Origin of the sequence: Paraburkholderia lebeckiae, assembly GCF_050436325.1 — a bacterium.
Taxonomy (GTDB): Bacteria; Pseudomonadota; Gammaproteobacteria; order Burkholderiales; family Burkholderiaceae; genus Paraburkholderia; species Paraburkholderia tuberum.
The window spans coordinates 1860189-1885181 of sequence record NZ_JBNDLZ010000002.1; the positions used below are offsets into that span (position 1 = coordinate 1860189).

Sequence of the window (24993 nt, forward strand, 5' to 3'; positions counted from 1 at the left end):
GCAGTGAATGCATAGCTCTGGAAAGGAGGTGATCCAGCCGCACCTTCCGATACGGCTACCTTGTTACGACTTCACCCCAGTCATGAATCCTACCGTGGTGACCGTCCTCCTTGCGGTTAGACTAGCCACTTCTGGTAAAACCCACTCCCATGGTGTGACGGGCGGTGTGTACAAGACCCGGGAACGTATTCACCGCGGCATGCTGATCCGCGATTACTAGCGATTCCAGCTTCACGCACCCGAGTTGCAGAGTGCGATCCGGACTACGATCGGTTTTCTGGGATTGGCTCCACCTCGCGGCTTGGCAACCCTCTGTTCCGACCATTGTATGACGTGTGAAGCCCTACCCATAAGGGCCATGAGGACTTGACGTCATCCCCACCTTCCTCCGGTTTGTCACCGGCAGTCTCCCTGGAGTGCTCTTGCGTAGCAACTAGGGACAAGGGTTGCGCTCGTTGCGGGACTTAACCCAACATCTCACGACACGAGCTGACGACAGCCATGCAGCACCTGTGTTATGGCTCCCTTTCGGGCACTCCCGCCTCTCGGCAGGATTCCATACATGTCAAGGGTAGGTAAGGTTTTTCGCGTTGCATCGAATTAATCCACATCATCCACCGCTTGTGCGGGTCCCCGTCAATTCCTTTGAGTTTTAATCTTGCGACCGTACTCCCCAGGCGGTCAACTTCACGCGTTAGCTACGTTACCAAGCCAATGAAGGCCCGACAACCAGTTGACATCGTTTAGGGCGTGGACTACCAGGGTATCTAATCCTGTTTGCTCCCCACGCTTTCGTGCATGAGCGTCAGTATTGGCCCAGGGGGCTGCCTTCGCCATCGGTGTTCCTCCACATCTCTACGCATTTCACTGCTACACGTGGAATTCCACCCCCCTCTGCCATACTCCAGCGCTGCAGTCACCAATGCAGTTCCCAGGTTAAGCCCGGGGATTTCACATCGGTCTTACAGCACCGCCTGCGCACGCTTTACGCCCAGTAATTCCGATTAACGCTCGCACCCTACGTATTACCGCGGCTGCTGGCACGTAGTTAGCCGGTGCTTATTCTTCCGGTACCGTCATCCCTCACGGATATTAGCCACGAGGTTTTCTTTCCGGACAAAAGTGCTTTACAACCCGAAGGCCTTCTTCACACACGCGGCATTGCTGGATCAGGCTTGCGCCCATTGTCCAAAATTCCCCACTGCTGCCTCCCGTAGGAGTCTGGGCCGTGTCTCAGTCCCAGTGTGGCTGGTCGTCCTCTCAGACCAGCTACAGATCGTCGGCTTGGTAGGCCTTTACCCCACCAACTACCTAATCTGCCATCGGCCGCCCCTTGAGCGCGAGGTCCCGAAAGATCCCCCGCTTTCCTCTCCCGAGCGTATGCGGTATTAATCCGGCTTTCGCCGGGCTATCCCCCACTCCAGGACACGTTCCGATGTATTACTCACCCGTTCGCCACTCGCCACCAGACCGGAGTCCGTGCTGCCGTTCGACTTGCATGTGTAAGGCATGCCGCCAGCGTTCAATCTGAGCCAGGATCAAACTCTTCAGTTCAAACCTGTTACTGTTTTCGGGCTCTCTCGAACCCGGTCGCTCACTCAACGTACTGACGATGATCAGTCCGCCTTTCGACAGACAAACCTTCCTCTAATACTGTGTGAGGCTGCTGATACTTCTGCCTGGCAGCAGACTCCGGAGAATCCGCCGCCGCATTCCGCATCAAGCGCCCACACTTATCGGCTGTTAGTTTTTAAAGATCGGTCCGCCAAACCCGCCGCGCCTGAACCACTCCTGCCCGGCACTGCTTCGTTTGCGTCGCTGCGTCTGCAGCAGAGAAACGAGATTATGGAGAGCGCTCGACAACGCGTCAATACCCTTCTCACAATTTATTTTGAAAAGTTGAAGAGCTTAAAAATTGAGCAGCGCCGCGTGCAACCTGAATTAGTTAGGCTTCCAATTGAATTCTCCGGGGCGCCGCGGCGAAAGGGAGAGATGAGTGGAGTTGCGAAAAGCCGTTAAGAGCTTTTCCACAGAAAATGTTCGCAAGGCTGTGGATAACCGCACCACAACCGCGCCAAGTGCTTGATCCAAAACCATTCTCGCGCGTTGCGCGCGAAACATGGCCGCTTGCGCGGCCGCGTGTCACCGTCACAATCAGGCGGACTTCATCGTCACCCGCGCATTCGTACGCATAAAAGCGCTGCGCTCGACCATCGCGCCGAACAGCAGCCCGATCGTCGTCCACATGACCATCTGCATGCCGATCGCCGCGACGCGGAACTTCCACAGCAGCACAGCCGGGAACGCTGCCGGCACTTCATTGATGAGCGGCATCGACAGTTGCACGGCCGCGATGATCACGACGAACAAGAGCCCTGCGACGATCGAACCGTTCCACGCACCCAGCTTCGCCGCCGCGCGACGCCGCACCTTCAGCGAGAACACCATCGTCGCGAGCGAAATCGCGATCGTCAGAAAGAACAGGCCCGTGCGCGTGCCGATCGTCTCCGGATCACCGACCGACGGCGGATTGGCCGGATACTTGATATTCGGCACGATCACGAGCGTGATGAACGCGCCAAGCGCGAGCCACGCGGACAGCGCGCGCACGCTCAACGTACCCGCGCGTCCATACGCATAGGCAAACACCAACGAGAACAGGCCGCCAAATGCCGCGCCATACGTGACCACGCCAGTCAGCAGGCCGAGGCCAGCCTGCGTCTGACGGCTCACGATTTCGGGCTCGGGCGCCTCGCCGCGCGCGGCGGCCGCTTTTTCTTCGAATGAAATGGCCTGATCGACCTGTGGTTCGCCGACGATTCGCGCGAACGCGAACGTGAGCAAGCCCGCGACGATGCCCGCGAGCATCCCGCGCACCAACAATTTACCTACCATGTCGAACTCCGTTAGTGGCAGGGAAAGCCAAGCAGATGGCGGCCGTCGTGCACGAACTCATGCACGTACATGCCGGGCACGAGCGACGTCGCGCCCTGTTCCGCACCAACGAAGTAAAGCGCGAGCAACAGCAGCAAGCCGCCGAACACGACCCACGGCAGCAGTTCGCGCAAAGGAATGGGAGTGGGCTGGGCCGTCGGTTGCGCGGCGCGATCAAGAACAGCTTCGGTCATGATGGACATCTCCTGGGGTGACGCGCCCCGAAAGTCGATTGCAGAGGAATGGTGCGAAGCTCAGGTCTGGCTTTCGGCTCTTGTGGATTGCAATGCCGATTACAGTGGCGCGACCGCGCCGGGCTCTCACCGGCTTCCGTGCTTCGCAGCGCCACTATTCTACGCGCTAAACTGCAGCTTCCGTGACGGCGAGGGCTACCTCGCAACGCGCGCCGCGCGCCGATGAAACCACGCAGGCAAGTACGAATGAAGCGCCAACGCAAAGAATGGATACGCGACTATTACTGGTGAGCCACGCGGCAACGGCCGCGCAGCGCGCGGGCCGCTTCCCTGCCGACGATCCGCTCGACGCGCGCGGTCGCGCCGAAGCCGAGGCGGCGCGCGCGCGTCTCGCGCTTCCCGCCGACGCCGCCGTGTTCACCAGCCCCGCCGCCAGCGCGCGCGAAACGGCCGCTGCGCTCGGCCTGAGCGCCACGCCTGCCGACGCATTGGCGGATATCGACTATGGCAAATGGCGCGGCCAGCGCCTCGTGGACATTGCCGACGAAACGCCCCGCGAACTCGCCGCCTGGACACGCGAGCCCGACGCCGCGCCGCCCGGCGGCGAATCGTTCGGTCAACTCGTGCGGCGGGTTGGAGAGTGGCTCGACGCGCAACAGGCAGACGTGCGTTCATGCAATGCCGTCAACGAAGCAAGCTTCGCTGCCTCTGCGCAAGGTCGAACCATCGCCGCAGTCACCCACGCGACTCTGCTGCGAGCGGCAATCGTGCACGCCCTCGGCGCATCGCCAACCGTGTTCTGTCGCATCGAGATCGCGCCGCTGTCGGTCGTCGAATTACGCCACTCGCGACGCGGCTGGTCGTGGTGGCCGGCCGCCACCGCCTGAACGGCACCCCCGCTTACCTGCCCGACACCACGAGCCGCAACCGGTTGGACCCCTCGGGCGTCAGCGTGATTTCGGTGCGTCGACCCTTCGCGCCGAGATAAAAGTGCTGACGTCCCGGCGAATTCTGATCGTGCGTTGCATCGGGCAGGCACGACGCGACGTCGGCCGCGGCCGCTTCCAATGCATCCGCGTTCGAGCCCGCCGCCTGATGCGGCGTCCAGGTGCACTGGAAACGTCGATGCGCGGCCGAACATTGCGCGTCATCGCCATAAGGTTGCGCAACGCCTTTGCCGTCGTCGGGTGTCAACGAGGCGAAGCCGTCCGGCGCCGCGGCCACGATCCGTTTGAGCGCACCGCAAGGTCTGGGGCTATCGTCGGCGGATGCGCCGACCGGCAGCAGCGCAACGAGCGATGCCGCGGTAAGCGCGATAGCAGAAAGTCGATAGGTTTTCATGGTGTGCGTGAAACTTCCACAAAGTGCTGCTGAAAAAAAGCTCGCAGCGAGCCACCTTTAACAGCACGCTTCATGCCCATGCGCGCGAGGCCCGAGCACGCAGGCAATGCAGGGGGCGGCACATAAATTGCGTCGCGCCGTACCGGCCGCGACAGCGCGCCCCTCCCGATCAAAAGCCACTGCCGACGTCATTTCAACCATCATGTCGACCACTACCGCCGCCCCTGCCTCCGCCCGCATATCGTCGGGTATCGAAGGCATCGACGACATCCTCGGCGGTGGTCTTACGCCGAACCGCATGTACCTCGTGGAGGGCGCGCCAGGCACGGGTAAGACCACCTTGGCGTTGCAATTCTTACTCAAGGGCCTCCGCGAAGGGCAGACCGGCCTTTACATCACGCTGTCCGAAACCCGTGCTGAACTGCTCGCGATCGGCGCGAGCCACGGCTGGGATCTGAGCCGTTTCACGATACTGGAGCAACTGCCCGAAGAAGGGCTCGAACCGCAATACGAACAGACCGTGCTGCACCCGGCCGAAGTCGAACTCGGCGAAAGCGTGCGCAACGTGATCGAGCACGTCGACGAATTGAAGCCGGCGCGCGTCGTCCTGGACAGCCTGTCCGAACTGCGTCTGCTGGCGGAGAACCCATTGCGCTACCGTCGGCAGATTCTCGCGCTCAAGCACCATTTCTCGACGCGCGAATGCACGGTTCTGCTGCTCGACGACACGTCGGCCAGCGCCTCCGGCATTCAGCTTCACAGCATCGTGCACGGCGTGATCAGCCTCGACAACATTGCCCACGATTACGGCGGCAACCGCCGCCGTCTACGCGTCGCGAAGATGCGCGGCATCAAGTTCCGCGAGGGCTATCACGACTTCACGCTGAACACCGGTGGTCTGCGCGTCTATCCGCGCCTGGTCGCCGCCGAGCATCACAGCGAATTCGGCACGAGCCCGCTGAGCACCGGCACACCCGGCCTCGATGCGCTGCTTGGCGGTGGCCTCGTCCCCGGCACCAATTCGCTGATCATCGGCCCGTCGGGGGTCGGCAAAACCACCACCGTCGTGTCGTGCCTGCTTGCCGCTCTCGAACGCGGCGAGCGTTGCGCGTACTACGTGTTCGACGAAACGCTCAGCACGCTGGTCAAGCGCTGCGCGACGCTCGGCATGGATCTCGCGCCGCACGTAGACAGCGGTCTGCTGACGCTGCGTCAGATCAATGCGGCGGAAATCTCGCCGGGAGAGCTGTCGAGCGACGTGCGCAACGCGGTCGAAGCCGAGCACGTGCGCCATGTCGCAGTCGATAGCCTCAACGCCTATCTGCAGGCGATGCCCGGCGAGCGCTACCTGCTTCTGCACATGCACGAGTTGCTCGGCTATCTGAATCAACAGGGCGTGGTCACGATGCTCGTGCTCGGGCAGCACGGCATCATCGGCGAAGTGCAGACCGAGGTCGACGTCAGTTATCTGAGCGACGCGGTCGTGCTGTTCCGCTACTTCGAGCACCACGGCGAAGTGCTGACGGCAATAACCGCCGTCAAGAGCCGCGCGAACCATCATGAACGCACGATCCGCCAGTTCCGCCTCGGCACCGAAGGCGTCGAGGTCGGCGAAGCGCTGCGCGACTTCGAGGGCGTGCTGTCGGGCCTGCCCTCGTATCGCGGCAGCACCGCGATGCTCGGCGCGACGAATCACCTGATCGATACGTCAGGACAGTGAGCGATGGAGCAGCGTGTCCTCATCCTCGCACCGTTCGGCCGCGACGCCGAAGTGATCACCGCCGTGCTGCACAACGACGCACGCGCCTGCGTAACCTGCGACGACGCCGACGCGCTCACCACCGAGCTCGACGTCGGCGCGGGCACCGCGCTGCTCACCGAGGAAGCGCTCGCGAACGGCCACGGCTCGAGCCTCTATGCGTGGCTCGAACGGCAGCCCGCATGGTCCGACTTCCCGTTCATCCTGCTCGCCGCCGGCAGCATCGGCCATCGATCCGCGCGCGGGCTCGAAGTGCTCGAACGGCTCGGCAACGTAGTGGTGCTCGACCGTCCGCTCAATTCGGAAACGTTGCGGCGCGCGGTCGCGTCGTCGTTGCGGGCCCGTGGACGGCAGTACGAATCGCGAAGGCTGCTTGCCGAGCGCATCGAGGCACAGGACGCACTGGAGCAGCTGAACGATTCGCTGGAAAGCCGCATCGCCGCGCGCACGCACGAACTTGCGTCAGCCAACGACCGGCTGATGGCCGAGATCCATGAACGCGCGAAGGTTCAGGCCGTGCTCGTGCAATCGCAGAAGATGGAGGCGCTCGGTCAGCTGACCGGCGGCATAGCGCACGACTTCAACAATCTGCTGAACGTGATCATGGTCAACGCGGAACTGATCGCACGCGTGAGCGGCGACGAACGCCTGCGCGGCATGGCGGCCACCGTCAAGCGCGCGACCGAGCGCGGAGCGAAACTGACTGGCCAGTTGCTGACTTTCTCGCGCAACAGCAATCCGAATCTGAAAGCGATCGACGCGGTCGCGCTGCTGCAGGGCATGCGCGACATCATCGCTGTATCGCTCGGCTCGGGCATCCGCTATGACAACGACTTCGAGCGCACCGAAATGTGGACCCAGGCCGACGCAAATCAGCTCGAGCTCGCGGTGCTCAATCTCGCGATCAACGCGCGCGACGCGATGCCAGGCGGCGGCCGCCTCGACATTCGCGTGACCGCGCGCGATGCGCCCGACCAGACACTGAAGCACGGTCGCTACGTTGTGATCGAAGTCGCCGATACGGGTGAGGGCATTCCGCCCGACGTCGTGTCGCGCGTATTCGATCCGTTCTTCACGACCAAGCCGATCGGCAAGGGCACGGGGCTAGGCCTGAGCCAGGTGTACGGTGGTCGAGGACGACAGCGAGGTGCGCGCGATGCTCGTTGAATCGTTGCGCATGCTCGGCTATACGGTGACCGAGGCCGCCGACGGCCAGGCTGGCCTTGACCGCCTCGTCGACGATCATCCCGATCTGCTGATGGTCGACTTCGCGATGCCGGGCATGAACGGCATCGACGTGATCGCCGCGGCGCGCAAGCTTCGTGCCGATCTACCGGTGGTCCTGGCGACCGGTTATGCGGAGGTCGACATTGCCGATCTCGCAGTCAAGCATTGCACGATCCTGCGCAAGCCGTTTCAGCTCGACGAGCTGGCGCGCACGATACGGATCGGGCTGGTCGCCTGAATCAAGCTCAAGTAAATCAAGTAGACCACTTGCATCGAGATGCCGATTAAATCGCGGCGCACCGCACACCCAACAATTCTGTAAGCCCACCTCCTGGCCACCGATTTAATGCCGCTGTCGCATTCGCGCCGCAGATTCCTCCGGTTCGGCCACGATTTTCAATTCAATAGTTTGCTAACGAATATTTTGGAAATACAATACCGGCCATGTCGAATCTCGATGCCCTGCGCCGCACCGTCAGCAGCACGCTGGTCGTCGCCGCCAGAAAGTGGCGGCGCACGAGTCATGGTGTGCTCGCGGCCTTCAATGTATCCGAAGCGTGCGCGACGCCGCTTCTGACCGCGAGCCGGCTCGGCTCGGCGGTGCGTCAGGTCACGCTCGCCGATCACATCGGCATCGAGGGGCCGTCCCTCGTGCGGCTGCTCGACCAGTTGTGCGCGGCCGGCCTGATGCGCCGCGACGAAGATCCCGAAGACCGCCGCGCGAAGACCGTCGTGCTGACCGACGAAGGCCGCGCCGTCACCGCGAAGATGGAAGAGGAACTGGTCACGTTGCGCGCGCAGGCGCTCAAGGGCGTATCGCGCGACGATCTCGAAGCCGCCCTGCGCGTGCTCGACGCATTCACGACCGATGCCGCCGGACGCGCCGAACCGGGAAGCGTCGAGCGCGACACGCGTCACGAACGCGCGCAGCCGGTGCGCCCGGAATCGGTCAGGCACGAGGCGACGAAGCACACCTCGTCGGCGAAGCGCGAGCCGGCCAAAAGCGAAGTGGCTGCCAGCAAGGTCAAACCGACGAGCGGCAAAAGCGCTGCCAAAATGCCCGGCAAATCACGCGGCACCGCCAAGGCGCGCAAGTCCACCAAGCGCGGCGCACGAGCCACCGCGCCGCACAACGCCGATTCCGAGTAACGGTTTATGGTCTATCCCACTCTCCGCGACTGGCTGTTTTCCGTCAAAACGTTCGCCGCGGCCATGCTCGCGCTTTACATCGGTCTCGCGTTCGAACTGCCGCGGCCGTACTGGGCGATGGCGACCGTCTACATCGTGTCGAACCCGTTCGTCGGCGCGACCCGCTCGAAGGCGATCTATCGTGCGCTGGGCACTGCGCTCGGCGCGTCGGGCGCGGTGCTGCTGGTGCCGCCGTTCGTCGAATCGCCGTACCTGTTCAGCGTGATCGTCGCGACGTGGACCGGCACGATGCTCTACCTCGCGGTGTCGGACCGCACCGCGCGCAGCTACGTGTTCATGCTGGCCGCCTATACGATGCCGATCATCGCGCTGCCGTCGGTGACGAATCCGACCGGCGTCTTCGATCTCGCCGTGAGCCGGACCGAAGAGATCATTCTCGGCATCGTCTGCGCGAGCATCGTCGGCAGCGCGGTGTTTCCGAGCCGGCTCGCGCCGACGATCATCGAGCGCACCGACGCATGGTTTCGCGACGCCGCGTTCTATGCGACCGAAACGCTGTCGGGCCGCATCGCAAGCTCGGCGATTTCCGGTGCCCGGCAACGACTCGCGAGCACGATCAACGGTCTCGAACTGCTGCTGAGCCAGCTCGCCTACGATCACACGCGGCCCGACGTCCTCGCGCGCGCGCATGAACTACGTGGCCGCATGCAACTGCTGCTGCCGATCATGTCGTCGCTCGCCGATCCGCTGCTCGCGCTCTACAACAACGGCCCGCAACACTGGCCCGAAGGACTTCAGACGCTGATCGACGACGTCATCAAGTGGTTCAACCAACCGCTGCCCGCGCCGAGCGAGGGCTATCACGCGGACGAGACCGCCAACGCGCTGCGCGCGCGCGTCGCCGCGATGCACCCGCCCGCCGCCGCGCTCGCGCATTGGGACGGCGCGCTGCTGTCGAATGCACTGTGGCGCCTCGCGCAAGTGATCGACGTGTGGCAAGACTGCCGCTCGCTGCGCATCATCATCACGCGCGAGGAAGGTTCGTGGCGGCCGCATTTCCGTCACTGGCGGCTCGGCGGCACCGAGCGCTTCTACGATCGCGGCATGATGCTGTTCGCGACCGTGTCGGCGGCCGCGGCTGTGGTGCTCGCGTGCGCGCTGTGGATCGGCTCGGGCTGGAACGACGGTGCGAGCGCGGTCACGCTCGCGGCGGTCGCCTGCTGCTTCTTCGCCGCGCTCGACGAGCCCGCGCCGTTCGTGTTCCGCTTCTTCCTCGCGACTGGCGTCGCCGTCGTGGCCGCGGGCCTCTATCTGTTCGTCGTGCTGCCGCAGGTGCACGACTTCCCGATGCTGGTGATCCTGTTCGCCGCGCCGTTCATTCTGGTCGGCACGCTGATTCCGCGTCCGCAGTTCAACATGGTGACGGTGCTGGTCGCGGTGAACACGGCCACCTTCATCAGCATTCAGGACGCGTACGACGCGAACTTCCTGACGTTCCTGAACGCCAACCTCGCGGGCCTCTCCGGCCTGCTCTATGCATACCTCTGGACCCGTGCAACGCGCCCATTCGGCGCCGAGCTGGCCGCGGCGCGCCTGTTGCGGTCGAGCTGGGCCGACGTCGCGCTGACCGCGTCGACGCGGCCGATCGAAGATCCGCGCAATCTCGCCGCGCGCATGCTCGACCGGCTGATGCAATTGATCCCGCGCCTCGCGGCCACCGACGACCAACGCCATCCGTCGATCGAGAGCTTCCGCGATCTGCGCATCGGGTTCAACGCGCTGGACCTGCGCCGCCTCACACGCAAGCTCGGCGGCGAAGCGGCCGGCGCGATCGACCATGTTCTCGATGGAGTGCGTACATACTACGAGAGCTGCATCGATCGACGCCGCCGCGAGCCGGTGCCGGACAGCCTGATGTCGTTGATCGACGTGGCCGTCGCGCGCGTCACCGCGCAGGGGCTCGCCAACGCCGCGGCGCCGACCGAGACCTCGAAGACCTCGGCGCGTCAGTTGCGCGATGCGCTGCACGCGCTGGTCGGCTTGCGTCTTTCGCTGTTTCCGGCGACCCTCACGAAACCAACGCCGTCCGAACCGGAGGCCGCCGCGTGACGCACCCATTCTTGCGCCCCTGCTTGCGCGCGCTTGCCCACCCCGCCCCCCCTTTTCCCAGTTCCCGCGATGATCGGTGAAATCGATATCTTCGGCGTGTTCGTACCGGCCGTGCTGGTGCTGATGTTGATCGCGTATCTGATCAACCTCGGCATTCGCACCGCGCTCGATTACACCGGCTTTTACCGCTTCGTCTGGCATCGCTCCATCTTCGATCTCGGCGTCTATGTGCTGGTGCTGGGCCTTGTCGTCGTCGTTTCGCACAGACTAATAACGTGAAAAAAACCTGGTTCTCCGTCGGTCAGATCCTGCTGACCCTGATCGTCGTAGTGGTCGCAGCATTGGTGCTGTGGAAACTCGTCAACTACTACATGTTCGCGCCGTGGACCCGCGACGGGCGCGTACGCGCCGACGTGATCCAGGTCGCGCCCGACGTGTCGGGACTGATTTCGTCGGTCGAGGTCATGGACAACCAGCAGGTCAAGCAGGGCCAGGTGCTGTTCAGGATCGATCAGGCGCGCTACACGCTCGCATTGCGTCAGGCCGAGGCAACGGCGCAGCAGCGCCGCGCGACGCTCGATCAGGCCCGCCGGGAATACGCGCGCAATCGTCAGCTCGGCAACCTCGTCGCCGCCGAAGTACTCGAAGAAAGCCGCTCGCGCGTCGACGCGGGCGAAGCCGCGCTCGCCGACGCGAACGTCGCGATCGACACCGCGAAGCTGAACCTCGAGCGCTCGACGATCAAAAGCCCGGTAGACGGCTATCTGAACGACCGCGCGCCGCGCGCCGGCGAATTCGTCGCGGCCGGCCGCGCGGTGGTCGCGCTGGTCGACATGCATTCGTTCCGCGTCGACGGCTACTTTGAGGAAACCAAGCTGCGCGGCATCGACATCGGCCAGCCGGTCGACATCATCGTGATGGGCGAGCCGAAGCCGCTGCGCGGGCACGTGCAGAGCATCGTCGCCGGTATCGAAGACCGCGACCGCACGCAAAGCGCCAATCTGCTGCCGAACGTGAACCCGGCGTTCAGCTGGGTGCGGCTCGCGCAGCGCATTCCGGTGCGGGTCGCGCTCGATGAAGTGCCCGCCGATTTCCGCCTGATCGCGGGGCGTACCGCTACGGTGTCGGTGCGTGACCTGTCGCCGCTCAGGAGACGAGCCGTGTCGGGCACGGGTGGCGCATCTGGCGCGGTCGCCGCTTCGGCTGCGCCGGTGGCGCCGGGTTCGTCGGTGGCGTCCGGGTCCGCTGGGTCGGGCACCGCACCGTCGGGCGCGTCGCAATGAAGTTCGTGCGTACCTTGTCCTCGCTGGCGCCGCGCTTGCCGCTGCTGCCGCTGCTGCCACTGCTGCCGTTGTTGCCGCTCACCGTCGCGCTGAACGGCTGCATCAACGTCGGGCCGAACTACACGCTGCCGAAACAGGCGCTCGTCAATGCCCCGCTCGCGAACGGAGCGATCGAGGGCGCCGATCCCAAGCTGACGTCAACCCTCAATCTGCCGACCGTCTGGTGGAAGCTGTATGACGATCCGGTGCTGAACGGTCTGGTCGACCAGGCGTTGAAATCGAATACCGACCTGCGCGTCGCGACCGCGAATCTCGCGCGCTCGCGCGAGGCGCTGGGCATAGCGCAAGCGCAGGGCGGGTTTTCAGGCAACGCGTCGGTGGCGATCCAGCGCGCGCAGGAATCGGCCGAGCAATACCTGCTCTTCGAGAAACTGCCGGTCGCAAACCTGGGTGACATGGGCATCAACGTCTCGTACGAAATCGACCTGTTCGGCAAGCTGCGCCGCGGCGTCGAAGCGGCGGCGGCGGACACCGAGGCCGTGGAAGCCGCGGGCGACCTCGCGCGCATCACTGTGGTCGCGGACGTGGTGCGCTCGTACGTCGAACAATGCTCGGCGGCCGAGGAACTGCGCATCGCGCAGCAATCGCTCGCGCTACAGAAGGAGCGCGTGGACGTGTCGCGCCGTCTGCGCGACGCGGGACGCGGAAACCAGACCGCGGTCACGAGCGGCCAGACTCAGGTCGAGACTCTGACGGCCGACATTCCACGCTACACCGCGCGCCGCAAGATCGCACAATACCGGCTCGCGATGCTGCTCGCCCAGGCACCGTCGCAATTGCCGCCGGCCGTGCTCGCCTGCGACCGGCTGCCGCAAATCCACCAGCCGATTCCGATCGGCGACGGCGCCGGGCTGCTGCGGCGACGCCCGGACGTGCACGAAGCCGAGCGTCAGCTCGCGGCGTCGACGGCGCGCATCGGCGTCGCGACCGGGGCGCTTTATCCGAGCATCAGCATTGGCGCGTCGGCGGGCTTCACGGGCATTCTGGAAGACATTCCCACCTCGCCGACTGCGCGTTGGGCCTTCGGTCCGCTGATCAGTTGGACCTTCCCGACCAATGGCGCGCGCCAACGGGTCCACGAAGCCGAAGCGTCGAGCCAGGTCGCGCTCGCGAAGTTCGACGGCGTGGTGCTGACCGCGCTGCGCGAAACCGAGACCAACCTCGCTACGTACGCGTCCGATTACGCGCGCGCCGAATCGCTGCGCGCGGCGCTGAAGTCGGCGTCGCAATCGGCGGATGAAACGCATCGGCTATATCGCGCCGGGCGAGAGTCGTTCATCTCCGATCTCGACGCGACGCGCACGCTGACGGCCACGAAGTCGCAGCTCGCGGCGGCGGAGGGCCAGGTGGCGGTCGATCAGGTCAATCTGTTCCTGTCGCTGGGCGGCGGGTGGGAAGTTGGCGGGCAAAGCACGCCGGGCGAAACGCGGCCGCAGCTGAAGGCAACACCTGTCGCGGCCAAGCCGTCCGCGAAGTCGGGAGCGTCGGCGGCCGCAACTGCGAAAGCGCCTTGATCGGCCGCCTTACGATTTATTTTTGACAATCTTTCTTTTTGCTTTCACTTTCGGTTAAATACGTGACACCACTTCACGCTACGGGGTCTCGTATGTCGCCATTCATGCAGGGTGTAGTCACGTTGGGCGGATGCATCGGTATCTTCACCGCAGTGGTCGCGGTGGTCGAAATGTTGGCGAATTGAGTTGGGCGGGCGGCGGCGCGCAAGAGCGGCTCAGCTCTTGCGCACCTTCGCCGCCGCCTGATGTATCGCCGCCCGCACCCGCGGATACGTGCCGCAACGGCACACCACTGGCGTCATCGCCTCGTCGATGTCGGCATCGGTCGGATCGGGCTTGCGCTTCAGTAACGCGCAAGCCGCCATCAATTGCGCGCTCTGACAATAACCGCACTGCACCACATCGAGTTCGATCCACGCAGACTTCAGCGCCTGCGCCTCGCGTCCCTGCAAACCCTCGATCGTCGTGATCTTCTGCGTATGCAGGCTCGACATCGGCGTCTGACATGCGAGGCAAGCGGCATCATCGAGATTGATCGTGCACGCGCCGCAGATGCCCACGCCGCAGCCGAACTTGGTGCCGGTCATGCCGAGATCGCCGCGCAGTACCCATAGCAGCGGCATGTCCGGGTCGGCATCGACCATCACCCTGCGTCCGTTGATACTCAGTACCGCCATGCTGCCTCCTGACTCGCCGCGCTACACCGCAAGCTTTTGCTGATCCGACGTCCGTCATGCAAGCCGCAACGGCAGCGTCCGCAAACGCTGCGCCGTCAGTGCGAACACCGCATTGCCCACCGCCGGCGCAATCGGCGGCACGCCAGGCTCGCCGACACCTTGCGGGTGCAACTGGCTCGGCATGATGTCGACTTCGATCGCAGGGCACCCGTTCATCCGCACGACCGGAAAGTCCACGAAGTTCTTCTGCTGCACCTGGCCGTTGACGATCGTGATCTCGTTCTGCAACGCGCTCGACAGCCCGAACACGATGCCGCCTTCCATCTGCTGCCGGATCAGGTTCGGATTCACCGGCAAGCCGCAATCGATCACGCACACCACCCGATGCACGCGAATCTGCCGGTTCGCGCCGATCGATACCTCCGCGACCTGCGCGACCACGCTGCCGAACGCCTCGTGCAACGCGACGCCACGAGCGCAACGCGCGCCATCGGCGGCGGGTTTTAGCGGACGCCCCCAGTCCGACAACTTCTCGACACGCTTCAGGACCGCCAGATGACGCGGATGCTGCGCGAGCAGCATCGCGCGAAACGCGATCGGGTCCTGGCCGGCCGCGGCGGCGGCTTCGTCGGTGAAGCTCTCGGTGAAGAAGGCCTGATGCGAGTGGCCGACCGAGCGCCAGAAGCCGATCGGCACCGGTAATTCGACTATCTTGTGCGACACGCGTGCAGCCGGCCACTCGTACGGCTGATCGAACGCGCCTTCGCAGGTAGTCTTGTCGATCGGGATGTGTGGCACGCCGTAGTAACGCGCGAGCGCATCCGGCACGATCGCCTGGCCCGCCGACTTCGCGTGCCAGGCGACCAGCTTGCCGTGCTCGTCGAAGCCGGCCTGAAGCCATGCCGCGCATGCGGGCCGGTAGAAGTCGTGCGTGAAGTCCTGCGCGCGCGACCAGATGGTTTGCACCGGACGGCCATCGGCCTCGCGCGCGATCGCCGCGGCCTGCGCGACGAAATCGAGTTCGAGGCGCCGGCCGAACGCGCCGCCCAACAACTGTGTCTGTACATCGACGAGATCGACGTCGAGGCCGAGCACTTTCGCCGCATGATGCCGCGCCAGCCGCGGCATCTGCGTCGACACCCAGACGGTCGCTGCGCCGTCCGCGACCTGCACCGTGCAGTTCAGCGGCTCGACCGCGCCATGCGCGAGGTACGGCGCGTGATAGACCGCTTCGATCGTGCGCGCCGCGCGACTCATCGCGTTGTCGACATTGCCGACGTGGTAATACACGTGGCCGTCCGCATGGTCGAGCGCCTCGACGAGGCGGCAGTCCACCGCCGCGCTCGACACCTTCGCGGCCGCGCCGTCATGCCAGGTCACGTTGATCGCCTCGACCGCGCTCATCGCGCGAAACGCGTTGTCCGCAATCACGGCCACGCCGCCGGTGCCGCCCGCGTACGGCGGCACGGCGAACGCCTTGATGAAGCCCCGCATCTTTTGCGCGGGCGTCGCATCGAAATGCGCGACCGTACCGCCGAGCGTCGGACACATCACGACGCTCGCATAGACCAAACCGTCGGGCAACACGTCGATGCCGAAGCGCGCCGCACCGTCGATTTTCGACGCGGCTTCGATGCGCCGCACGGGCTGGCCGATCAGCCTGAAGTCGGCCAGCTGCTTCAGGACGACGCTGCGCGGCAGCGGCTGGCGCGCGGCCATCGACGACAACTCGCCGAACGTCGCCTTGTGCCCCCACCGGTGCAGCACGTAGCCCTTTTCCGCGTGGCATTCGCGGGCCGGCACGTCCCAGCGCTCGGCCGCCGCCTCGATCAGCATCACGCGCGCCGACGCGCCGGCCTCGCGCATCGGCGTCCAGAGATCGTTCATGCTCGAGGAGCCGCCCGTCATCATCGTGCCGATCTCACGCACTGCCTTGCTCGTGATCCACACGGTGCCGCGCCGGATGTAGCTGTCGTCGTCTGGGCGAAAAGGCAAATCGTCGACGATGCTCTGCACCGCGTTGTAGATCCGGTCGATCGGCGCCTCTTCGACTTTCACCTGCGGCCAGTCGGCGTCGAGCTCCTCGGCGAGCAGCATCGCAAGCCCCGTATGGATGCCCTGCCCCATTTCGGCCTTCGGCACCATGATCGTCACGCGGTTGTCGGCGTCGATCTTGACCCAGCCGTTCAGCGCGACCTGCCTGCCTTGCGTAGGCAGCGGCGTCGACGTCATCAGGCGCTGGCGCGGCGGCAGCACGGCCCAGCCGACCAGCAGCCCGCCCAACGCACTGGCGCCGCCAAGCAGAAAGGTTCTGCGCGTCAACATGGCATGGCTCGCTCGGCTGGCTCGATGGTGGGAAAGCGGCGACAGCGCCGATGCACCCGTCTTTGTCTGCGAATAGTAATAAGACGAATCGGCGAGCGTGAGACTTAAATGCGCGCGTGAACCCCGAGCGGCCGTGCGGCGTGGGAAGGCGGGGACTGAAAGCGGCGGGGGAAAGTCGTGGGGTGTTTCATTAACTGCGACCGCGCAGAGGCGGCGCTGTGCCGGCGCAAGTCACCGCCGGCACACCGCGAACCTTACGCTTGATTCAATCAGGGGATCATGCGACCGGGTCAACGGCGGTTCGAACCCGACACCACGTCGATCCACACGGCCAGCACGAGGATGCCGCCCTTCACGATCATCTGCCAGTACGCATCCACGTCGAGCATGGACATGCCGTTGTCGAGGCTCGCCATTACGAGCGCGCCGATCAGCGCGCCATACACGGTGCCGGAGCCGCCGCGCATCGAGGTGCCGCCGATAAAGCACGCGGCGATCGCATCGAGTTCGCCCATCGAGCCCGCCGACGGCGAACCGGCCGCGAGCCGCGCCGTGTTGACGATGCCGGCGAACGCGCACATCAGCCCCATCAGCGCGAAGATCGCGAGCTTCACGCGGTCGGTGTTGACGCCCGAGAGCCGCGTCGCTTCGAGGTTCGAGCCGACCGCGTAGATGCGGCGTCCGAACACGGTCTGCGTCGCGATCCAGGAGAAGACGCCGAGCAGCGCGAGCAGCAACAACACCGGCACCGGAATGCCGCCGTAATTGTCGAGCATCGCGATGAAGCCGGCGAGAATCGCGCCCGCGCCGATCACCTTCGCGACGTCCTGCCAGAACGGCACGACGCGCAACTGATAACGCTGCCGATTCGCGCGCTGGCGGATCGTCAGGAATGCCAGCAGCAGGAACAGCACGACGGCGAGCGTGTCGCCGGCGAGCCGCGGCAGATAGCCCTGGCCGACGAACACGAAGCTGTCCGACACCGGCGCGATCGTCGACCCTCCGGTAATGCCGAGCAGAATGCCGCGATACGCGAGCATGCCGCCGAGCCCGACGATAAACGACGGCACGCGCCGATACGTCGACCACCAGCCGTTGAACACGCCGACCGCGATGCCGAGCAGCAACACAACCGGAATCGTCACGCCGATCGGCCAGTGCCGGTTCACGTCGAGAATCGCCGCGACGCCGCCGAGCAAACCGAGCAGCGAACCGACCGACAGATCGATTTCACGCGGCGATGATCACGAACACCATGCCGCACGCGAGCATGCCGGTAATCGACATCTGCCGCAGCAGATTCGACAGGTTGCGGGGCGTGACGAACGCGCCGTGCGTGAGCGCCGAAAAGAAAATCCAGATCACGGCGACGGCGATCAGCAGCGCGAGAATCTTGTAGCGCGCGAACAGTTGCTGGATCCGTTGCGTGCCGCCGAATGCGCCTCGCGGCGCGGCGTTGTCGGTGCGTTGGGAAGTTACTTCGGGAGTCATGCGGCACTCGCTGCGGTTGGGTTCGAAGATAGATGCACGGGGCGGATCGCGGCGCCGAGAATGTCTTCCTGCGTGAGACCGTCGTTGATAAAGTCGCCGCGCAACTCGCCTTCGCCGATCACGAGAACTCGGTCGCTGATGCCGAGCACTTCCGGCAATTCGGACGACACCATCACGATCGACATGCCGCGCTGCGCCAGTTGGAAGATCAGCTTGTAGATCTCGTATTTGGCGCCGACGTCGACGCCGCGTGTCGGTTCGTCGAGAATCAGCACGGTCGGGTTGGTCAGCAGCATGCGCGTGAGCACGGCCTTCTGCTGATTGCCGCCCGACAGACTTGCAATCGATAACATCGGATTCGCGGCGCGCACGGAAAGCCGCTTCATTTCCGTCTGAATCGTGTCGAGTTCGGCTGCGGAATCGATACGTCCGCCCGACGCGAAACGCTGCAACACCGCAAGCGTGATGTTATGACCGACGCTCATGCCGGGCACGATGCCGTGGCGTTTGCGATCCTCGGGCACCATCGCGATGCCGGCGCGAATCGCGTCGATCGGCGCGCGAATTTTCAGCGGCTTGCCGTCGAGCACGACATGCGCCTCGCTGATGCCTGCATACGCGCCGAAAATCGCCTGCATCAGCTCGGTGCGGCCCGCGCCGACGAGCCCGGCGACACCGAGAATTTCGCCGCGCCGCAACGAGAACGACACGTCGTCCACGCGCTTGCGGCGCGGATTCGTCACGTCGAAACAGGTCACGTTGCGCGCTTCGAAGATCACGTCGCCGATCGGATGCGGCTCGCGCGGAAACAGGTTCTTGATCTCTCGGCCGACCATCAGCGAGATGATCCGCTCGGTCGTCAGGGCGTGCATCGGCTCGGTCGCGACATGGCGGCCGTCGCGAATCACGCTGATCGTATCGCAGACGGCCGCGACTTCGTCGAGCTTGTGCGAAATGTACACGCAGGCAATGCCGCGCCGTTTCAGATCACGCACGATATCGAGCAGAATCGCGATTTCGGAGGCGGTCAGCGACGACGACGGTTCGTCGAGGATCAGCAGCTTCGCGCGCTTGTTCAGCGCCTTCGCGATTTCGATCAGCTGCTGATGGCCGCCGCCGTAGTTCATCACGGGATGCGCGGCGTTGATGCCGCTGATGCCGAGTTCGCGCAGCAGTTCGTCGGCACGCTGATACATCGCCGCGTAATTCATGCGGCCGCCGGGCAGCGTGATTTCGTTGCCGAGAAAGATGTTTTCTGCGACCGACAACTCCGGCACGAGCATCAGTTCCTGGTGGATGATGATGATGCCCGCGCGTTCGGTGTCGCGTACGCTCGCGGCCTTCAGCGTCTCGCCTTCCCAGGTTATTTCGCCGTCCCACGTACCGTGCGGATACACGCCGGACAGCACCTTCATCAGCGTCGATTTGCCCGCGCCGTTTTCGCCGCACAGGCCCACGCATTCGCCCGGCGATACGGTCAGATCGATGCCGTCGAGCGCCTTCACGCCGGAAAAAGCTTTGACGATGCCGCGCATCGTCAGAAGAGGTTGCGTCATTCGCTATGCCTCGCTGCAAGTTGGGCCGATGTTCGACCACGCTCCCGGGCGCCATGACCCGGGAGCGTGGCGTTCACATAGGGCCCGTCTCCGTGTTATTTGCTCGCGAGTTGCTCTTGCGTGTAGAAGCCGTCCTTCACGACGGTGTCGAGGTTCGCCTTCGTCAGCTTGGTCGGCTGCAGCAGCACCGTATCGACCTTCTTCTTGCCGTTGTCGTATTGCGCGTTGAACGCCGGCTTGTCACCCTTGGCAAGCGCGACCGACAGCTTCGCCGCTTCGCTCGCGATCAGCTTCAGCGGCTTGTAGACCGTCATCGTCTGCGTGCCGGCCGCCACGCGCTTCACGGCAGCGAGGTCGGCATCCTGACCCGAGATCGGTACCTTGCCCGCGAGGCCCTGCGCGGCGAGCGCCTGGATCGCGCCGCCAGCGGTGCCGTCATTCGACGCGACGACTGCGTCGATCTTGTTGTTGTTCGCGGTCAGCGCGTCTTCCATGATGCGCAGCGCGGTCGATGCGCTCCACTCCGGCACCCACTGCTGGCCGACCACCTTGATGTCACCCTTGTCGATCGCCGGTTGCAGCACCTTCAGTTGGCCCTGGCGCAGCATCTTCGCGTTGTTGTCGGTCGGTGCGCCGCCGAGCATGAAGTAGTTGCCCTTCGGACGCACGTCATAGACGCCCTGCGCCTGCATCTCGCCGACCTTCTCGTTGTCGAACGAGATATAGGCGTCGATATCGGCGTCGAGAATCAGGCGGTCGTACGACACGACCTTGATGCCCGCTTTGCGCGCTTCGGCCACGACGTTGCCGAGCGTCTTCGAGTTGAACGGCACGATCACAATCACGTCGACGCCGCGCGAGATCAGGTTTTCGATCTGCGAGATCTGACGCTCTTCGCTCGCATCGGCCGATTGCACCGACACCTTCGCGCCGAGCTTTTCCGCCGCGGCGACGAAATAGTCGCGATCGCGCGACCAGCGCTCGACGCGCAGATCGTCGATACAGAAGCCGATTTCCGGATGATCCTTGCTGGCGTGCGCGAGCGGCGCGGCGAGCGACAGGCTGGCGAGTACCGCGCCGCACAACAGCGAGCTAAGTACGTTACGACGCATTGCGAATTTCATTGATGTCTCCTTTGTGTAGTGATAGCCGGAATACCGGACGTATCGGTCTGCGCTGCGAGCCGCAGACTCGGACAAGCGACAACCCACAGCTTGCTAGTGCGCGCGGTCGACGTGGCCGCGCGATCTTTATTCAACGTTTGCTATAAATCGCCTGATTTACGATGTTTTCCATCTGTTCCTGTTGCCCGCTCACATGCCGCGGATTCAGATCGCGCGCCAGCGTGTCCGCCGCAAGCGTCGACAGCGAGTAGTCGCCGGACAGGATCTTGCGGCCGAACTCGCCATCCCAGCCCGCGTAGCGTTGCCGCTTGAACTGCTCGAGGCGCTCGTTTTCGAGCAGCACCGCGGCGCGTTCGAGGCCGAGCGCGAGGTTGTCGATCGCGCCGATGTGGCCATAAAACAGGTCTTCCGCATCGACACTCTGGCGCCGCATCTTCGCATCGAAGTTCATGCCGCCGCTCGTGAAGCCGCCGTGGCGCAGGATCTCGTAGAACGCCAGCGTGAGTTCCTCGACGCTGTTGGGAAATTGGTCGGTATCCCAGCCATTTTGCGGATCGCCGCGATTCGCATCGACGCTACCGAAGATGCCGAGCGCAAATGCGGTCGCAATCTCGTGATGGAACGAGTGCCCCGCGAGCGTCGCGTGATTCGCCTCGATGTTGACGCGAATCTCCTTGTCGAGGCCGTGCTGCAGCAGGAAGCCGTGCACGGTGGCGACGTCGTAGTCGTATTGATGCTTGGTTGGCTCCTGCGGCTTCGGCTCGATCAGCAGCGCGCCCGTGAAACCGATCTGATGCTTGTGTTCGACCACCATGTGCAGGAAGCGCGCGAACTGCTCGCGCTCGCGCACGAGGTCGGTGTTGAGCAGTGTGTCGTAGCCTTCGCGGCCGCCCCACAACACGTAGTTTTCGCCGCCGAGGCGCAGCGTCGCGTCGAGCGCATGACGCACCTGGGTCGCCGCAAAGGCGAAAACCTCCGGATTCGGATTAGTCGCGGCGCCGGCCGCGTAACGCGGATGCGAAAACAGATTCGCAGTGCCCCACAGCAATTTGACACCGGTATCCTGCTGCTTGCGCGCGAGGTAGTCGGACACGCGCAGGAAGTTCTCGCTGTATTCCTTCACGCTCGCGCCTTCGGGCGCGACGTCGGTATCGTGGAACGTGTAGTACGGCGTGCCGAGCTTCGAGAAGAATTCGAACGCGGCGTCGGCCTTCTGCAGCGCCCGCTCCATTGCGTCGCCGGGTTGCTGCCACGGCCGCCGGAACGTGCCCTGACCGAAGATATCGACGCCGGGCCATACGAAGGTATGCCAGTAGCAGACGGCGATACGCAGATGTTCCTCGAGCGTCTTGCCGAGTACCTTCCTCGTTTTGTCGTAGTGACGGTACGCGAGCGGGTTGTCCGATTGCGGGCCTTCGTAACGAATCTCTGAAATGTGTTCGAAGTAGGACATCGGCGTCTCCAATGTATGTTGCATTGCAATCCACGCGAGAAGCCGCGCAGATCGACAAAGTGACGCCATGCTGCCGCTTGCACGATGTGCCGGCAATTGCGAAATTGCGCAGCTCGCTTGATGTTTCTTACCGCCCGCGCGTTTGTTTAGTGCCGTCGCGCGATTCGGCGCCTAGAATAACCAGACGCTTAAAAACGGGGTTGCTCCCAGGCACCCGACACAATGGAGACAAAGGCGCGTGGTCCATCGATCCACCCGCCGCTCACCGCCATGACCCGTCCACAAGCACCTCAGACAAGCCATCGCATCGCGCTGCTGTTCAACGCGAACAAGGTCTACGATCGCGAGATCATCACCGGCATCGGCAACTACCTGCTGTCGACGCGCGTCGCATGGGATCTCTTCCTCGAAGAAGACTTCCGCTGCCGGCTCGCGGGTATCCAGCGCTTCGACGGCGACGGCATCATCGCGGACTTCGACGATCCCGCCGTTAATGAAGCCCTGCGCGACTGTCCACTGCCGGTGGTCGCGGTCGGTTCGTCGTACGAGGACCCAACGCAGTACCCCCCGGATTTACCCTATATCGCGACCGACAACAGCAAGCTCGTGTCGCTCGCGTACACGCACCTGATCGGCGCTGGCCTCGAAAACTTCGCGCTGTACAGCCTGCCGCAGGCGCAGGAAAACCGTTGGGCGCAACAGCGCGAACTCGCCTTCGCGCATCTGCGCAGCGCGGACGGACGCAGCGCGGCGCAGATCGATAGCGAGATCTATCGCGGTCTGTCGACGAGCGCACCGTCGTGGAACCAGGCCATCGAACAGCTGACCGCGTGGCTGCGGCAACTGCCGAAGCCAGTCGGCATCATCGCGGTGACCGACGCGCGTGCGCGGCATTTGCTGCAGGCATGTCTGATCGCGGGCATTCCGGTGCCCGAGGAAGTCGCGATCATCGGCATCGACAACGATCCGCTCACGCGGACGCTGACGCGCATTCCGCTGTCGTCGGTGATCCAGGGCACCGAGGAAATGGGCCGTACCGCCGCGCACATCCTGCATCAGATGCTGCACGGCGCGCGCTTTCCGGGGCGCCGCATTCTGGTGCCGCCGGTCGGCATCAACGTGCTCGAATCGACGCGGCATCAGCCGCTCGCGAGTCCTTACGTGATGCGCGCCCGCCATTTCATTCGCCAGTACGCGTGCCAGGGCATTCGCACCGAGCAGGTGGCCGACTATGTGGGCGTGTCGCGTTCGTCGCTCGAAGAGTATTTCCGGCGCGAGCGTCAGTGCACCGTGCATCAGGAGATCCTGCGCCACAAGCTCGACGTCGCGAAGTCGCTGCTCGCGAAACGCGATGCGTCGAGCGCGGAAGTCGCGATCCGTTGCGGCTTCACGTCGCTGCAATACATGTATGCGGTATTTCGCCGCGAACTCGGCTGCACGCCGCGCGAATACCAGGAGCGCGTGGGCCCGAAGACCAAAACCGCTGGCTGAGCATGCTTTCTATTTTTTCTTCGCACTGACCACATGATCAGCATCGCACAACTCTCTTCCGAGCCGTGGGGCACACTGCAGGGCGGCGATCGCGTACGGCTTTACACGTTGCGCAACGCGCACGGCATGAAAGTCGCCATCAGCGACCTCGGCGCGACGCTGGTTTCGTGGCACGCACCGGATCGCGCCGGACGTCTCGGCGATATTCTGCTCGGTCACGACACGCCCGCCGAATACGTGGCGGCCTCGACCTACATGGGCGGACTGATCGGCCGCTGGGCGAATCGCATTGCGGGCGCGCGCTTTTCGCTCGACGGCATCGAGTACACGCTCGATCGCAACGAAGGTCCGAATCTGCTGCACGGCGGCACGGTCGGTTTTCATCGGGCGTTGTGGGAGGTCGCCGAGGACGACGGCGCGTTGCTCATGCGGCTGGAGTCACCCGAAGGCGATGCCGGTTTTCCGGGCAACGTGACGGTGCAAGTACGCTATTCGCTCGACGACGACGGCACGCTGACGATCGGCTACGAAGCGATCACCGACGCGCCGACGCCGCTCAATCTGACGAGCCATCCGTACTTCAACCTGACCGGGCACGCGGGCACCGACATTCGCGGCCACGTGCTGTCGATCGACGCCGAGCGCTTTTTCGAAGTCGACGCGACGATGATTCCGTGCAAGCTCGCCGACGTCGCGGGCAACGCATTCGACTTCCGGCAGAGCGCGCCGATCGGCGGCCGGCTCGACTGGCCGCACGCGCAACTCGCGCGCGCCGGCGGCTTCGATCATTGCTATGTGCTGCGCGAGGCGCCGGCAAACGCGATGCAGGGCAACGACGGCCACGCGCCGCCGCTGCGCGAAGTCGCCTGTGCATACGATCCGGGCAGCGGACGCGAACTGACCGTCGCCACCGATCAGCGGGGCTTGCAGTTTTACACGGGCAACGCGTTGAACGGCAACCCGGGACGCGGCGGTGTCCGCTACCAGCGGCACGCCGGCTTGTGCCTCGAGGCGGGCGGTTTCCCGAACGAGGTCAATATGACCGGACAGAACGAAGTAATCGTGCGACCCGGAGATACTTATCGGCAAATCACGAGTTATCGGGTTGATGTGCGCAAAGGTGTGTGACCAGATTTACGGCCGCTTTTGCGCTGTTTTACGAGAACCCGCGACGGCGAGATTACAGCTCGCCGACTACCCGTTCTTTGCAATACTGAATTAGTCGGCTAGTGGTTTTCCCCAAGTTCACCCCCCTCTAGACTGCGCTTATGGCACCGGTATCGCTGCGGTGCCGGATAGACAACTA

The 24993-nt window shown here is 64.1% G+C and carries 16 protein-coding genes, 1 rRNA gene, 3 pseudogenes and 1 riboswitch; of the genes and pseudogenes, 10 read left to right on the plus strand and 10 right to left on the minus strand.

Annotation, left to right across the window (positions count from 1 at the left end; all coding sequences use genetic code 11):
- Nucleotides 1-21: 21 nt before the first annotated feature.
- From OKW44_RS11735 to OKW44_RS11745, 3 genes are all read right to left on the minus strand, one after another.
- A 16S ribosomal RNA gene (locus OKW44_RS11735) occupies nucleotides 22-1554 on the minus strand.
- 600 nt (nucleotides 1555-2154) lie between these two features.
- On the minus strand, nucleotides 2155-2895 hold the full coding sequence (locus OKW44_RS11740) for a CbtA family protein (protein ID WP_026226483.1): 741 nt from the start codon (nucleotides 2893-2895) through the stop codon (nucleotides 2155-2157).
- Nucleotides 2896-2906: 11 nt separating this feature from the next.
- Nucleotides 2907-3128 carry a CbtB domain-containing protein gene (locus tag OKW44_RS11745; protein WP_026226482.1) on the minus strand — a complete coding sequence of 74 codons (222 nt, stop codon included), beginning with the start codon at nucleotides 3126-3128 and terminating at the stop codon, nucleotides 2907-2909.
- 51 nt (nucleotides 3129-3179) lie between these two features.
- Nucleotides 3180-3314, minus strand: a riboswitch (cobalamin riboswitch).
- An 80-nt stretch (nucleotides 3315-3394) separates the two neighbouring features.
- Here OKW44_RS11745 and OKW44_RS11750 point away from each other — a divergent pair.
- Nucleotides 3395-4015, plus strand: a complete 621-nt coding sequence (locus tag OKW44_RS11750; protein ID WP_018424232.1) for a histidine phosphatase family protein — start codon at nucleotides 3395-3397, stop codon at nucleotides 4013-4015.
- A gap of 13 nt (nucleotides 4016-4028) precedes the next feature.
- Here OKW44_RS11750 and OKW44_RS11755 read toward each other — a convergent pair whose 3' ends face one another.
- Entirely contained in the window at nucleotides 4029-4469 is a 441-nt protein-coding gene (locus tag OKW44_RS11755; RefSeq protein WP_018424231.1) for a hypothetical protein, read from the minus strand.
- Between the two features lie 202 nt (nucleotides 4470-4671).
- Here OKW44_RS11755 and OKW44_RS11760 point away from each other — a divergent pair, with 202 nt between their 5' ends.
- From OKW44_RS11760 to OKW44_RS11790, 7 genes and pseudogenes are all read left to right on the plus strand, one after another.
- The gene (locus OKW44_RS11760) at nucleotides 4672-6189 is read left to right on the plus strand and encodes an ATPase domain-containing protein (protein WP_018424230.1); all 1518 of its coding nucleotides are present in this window, start codon (nucleotides 4672-4674) and stop codon (nucleotides 6187-6189) included.
- A gap of 3 nt (nucleotides 6190-6192) precedes the next feature.
- Nucleotides 6193-7693 (plus strand): annotated as a pseudogene (locus tag OKW44_RS11765) (response regulator).
- A 206-nt stretch (nucleotides 7694-7899) separates the two neighbouring features.
- Nucleotides 7900-8326: pseudogene (locus OKW44_RS11770) on the plus strand (MarR family winged helix-turn-helix transcriptional regulator); the annotation flags it as partial.
- 284 nt (nucleotides 8327-8610) lie between these two features.
- Complete coding sequence (locus OKW44_RS11775; protein ID WP_018424228.1) at nucleotides 8611-10713, plus strand: FUSC family protein; 2103 nt, start codon at nucleotides 8611-8613, stop codon at nucleotides 10711-10713.
- A 69-nt stretch (nucleotides 10714-10782) separates the two neighbouring features.
- A complete protein-coding gene (locus tag OKW44_RS11780; protein WP_018424227.1) occupies nucleotides 10783-10992 on the plus strand; it encodes a DUF1656 domain-containing protein in 210 nt (69 codons plus the stop codon).
- A complete protein-coding gene (locus OKW44_RS11785; RefSeq protein ID WP_018424226.1) occupies nucleotides 10989-11996 on the plus strand; it encodes an efflux RND transporter periplasmic adaptor subunit in 1008 nt (335 codons plus the stop codon). The genes OKW44_RS11780 and OKW44_RS11785 overlap by 4 nt, the downstream gene beginning before the upstream one ends.
- Nucleotides 11993-13570, plus strand: a complete 1578-nt coding sequence (locus OKW44_RS11790) for an efflux transporter outer membrane subunit (RefSeq protein WP_018424225.1) — start codon at nucleotides 11993-11995, stop codon at nucleotides 13568-13570. Before OKW44_RS11785 ends, OKW44_RS11790 begins: the two co-directional genes overlap by 4 nt.
- 215 nt (nucleotides 13571-13785) lie before the next feature.
- On the opposite strand, the gene OKW44_RS11795 is transcribed toward OKW44_RS11790, so the two are convergent.
- The 6 genes and pseudogenes from OKW44_RS11795 to xylA form a co-directional block, all read right to left on the minus strand.
- Nucleotides 13786-14247 carry a (2Fe-2S)-binding protein gene (locus tag OKW44_RS11795; protein ID WP_018424224.1) on the minus strand — a complete coding sequence of 154 codons (462 nt, stop codon included), beginning with the start codon at nucleotides 14245-14247 and terminating at the stop codon, nucleotides 13786-13788.
- Nucleotides 14248-14301: 54 nt separating this feature from the next.
- Entirely contained in the window at nucleotides 14302-16572 is a 2271-nt protein-coding gene (locus OKW44_RS11800) for a xanthine dehydrogenase family protein molybdopterin-binding subunit (RefSeq protein ID WP_018424223.1), read from the minus strand.
- A 290-nt stretch (nucleotides 16573-16862) separates the two neighbouring features.
- Nucleotides 16863-18063 (minus strand): annotated as a pseudogene (locus OKW44_RS11805) (sugar ABC transporter permease).
- Complete coding sequence (xylG, locus tag OKW44_RS11810) at nucleotides 18060-19619, minus strand: D-xylose ABC transporter ATP-binding protein (RefSeq protein ID WP_018424221.1); 1560 nt, start codon at nucleotides 19617-19619, stop codon at nucleotides 18060-18062. Before xylG ends, OKW44_RS11805 begins: the two are co-directional and overlap by 4 nt.
- 95 nt (nucleotides 19620-19714) lie before the next feature.
- Nucleotides 19715-20743 carry a D-xylose ABC transporter substrate-binding protein gene (xylF, locus tag OKW44_RS11815; RefSeq protein WP_018424220.1) on the minus strand — a complete coding sequence of 343 codons (1029 nt, stop codon included), beginning with the start codon at nucleotides 20741-20743 and terminating at the stop codon, nucleotides 19715-19717.
- 130 nt (nucleotides 20744-20873) lie between these two features.
- On the minus strand, nucleotides 20874-22196 hold the full coding sequence (gene xylA, locus OKW44_RS11820; RefSeq protein ID WP_018424219.1) for a xylose isomerase: 1323 nt from the start codon (nucleotides 22194-22196) through the stop codon (nucleotides 20874-20876).
- A gap of 270 nt (nucleotides 22197-22466) precedes the next feature.
- Here xylA and OKW44_RS11825 point away from each other — a divergent pair, with 270 nt between their 5' ends.
- Both OKW44_RS11825 and OKW44_RS11830 read left to right on the plus strand, forming a co-directional pair.
- A complete protein-coding gene (locus tag OKW44_RS11825; RefSeq protein WP_026226481.1) occupies nucleotides 22467-23687 on the plus strand; it encodes a XylR family transcriptional regulator in 1221 nt (406 codons plus the stop codon).
- A 33-nt stretch (nucleotides 23688-23720) separates the two neighbouring features.
- The gene (locus OKW44_RS11830; protein ID WP_018424217.1) at nucleotides 23721-24815 is read left to right on the plus strand and encodes an aldose epimerase family protein; all 1095 of its coding nucleotides are present in this window, start codon (nucleotides 23721-23723) and stop codon (nucleotides 24813-24815) included.
- The last annotated feature ends 178 nt before the right edge of the window (nucleotides 24816-24993 follow it).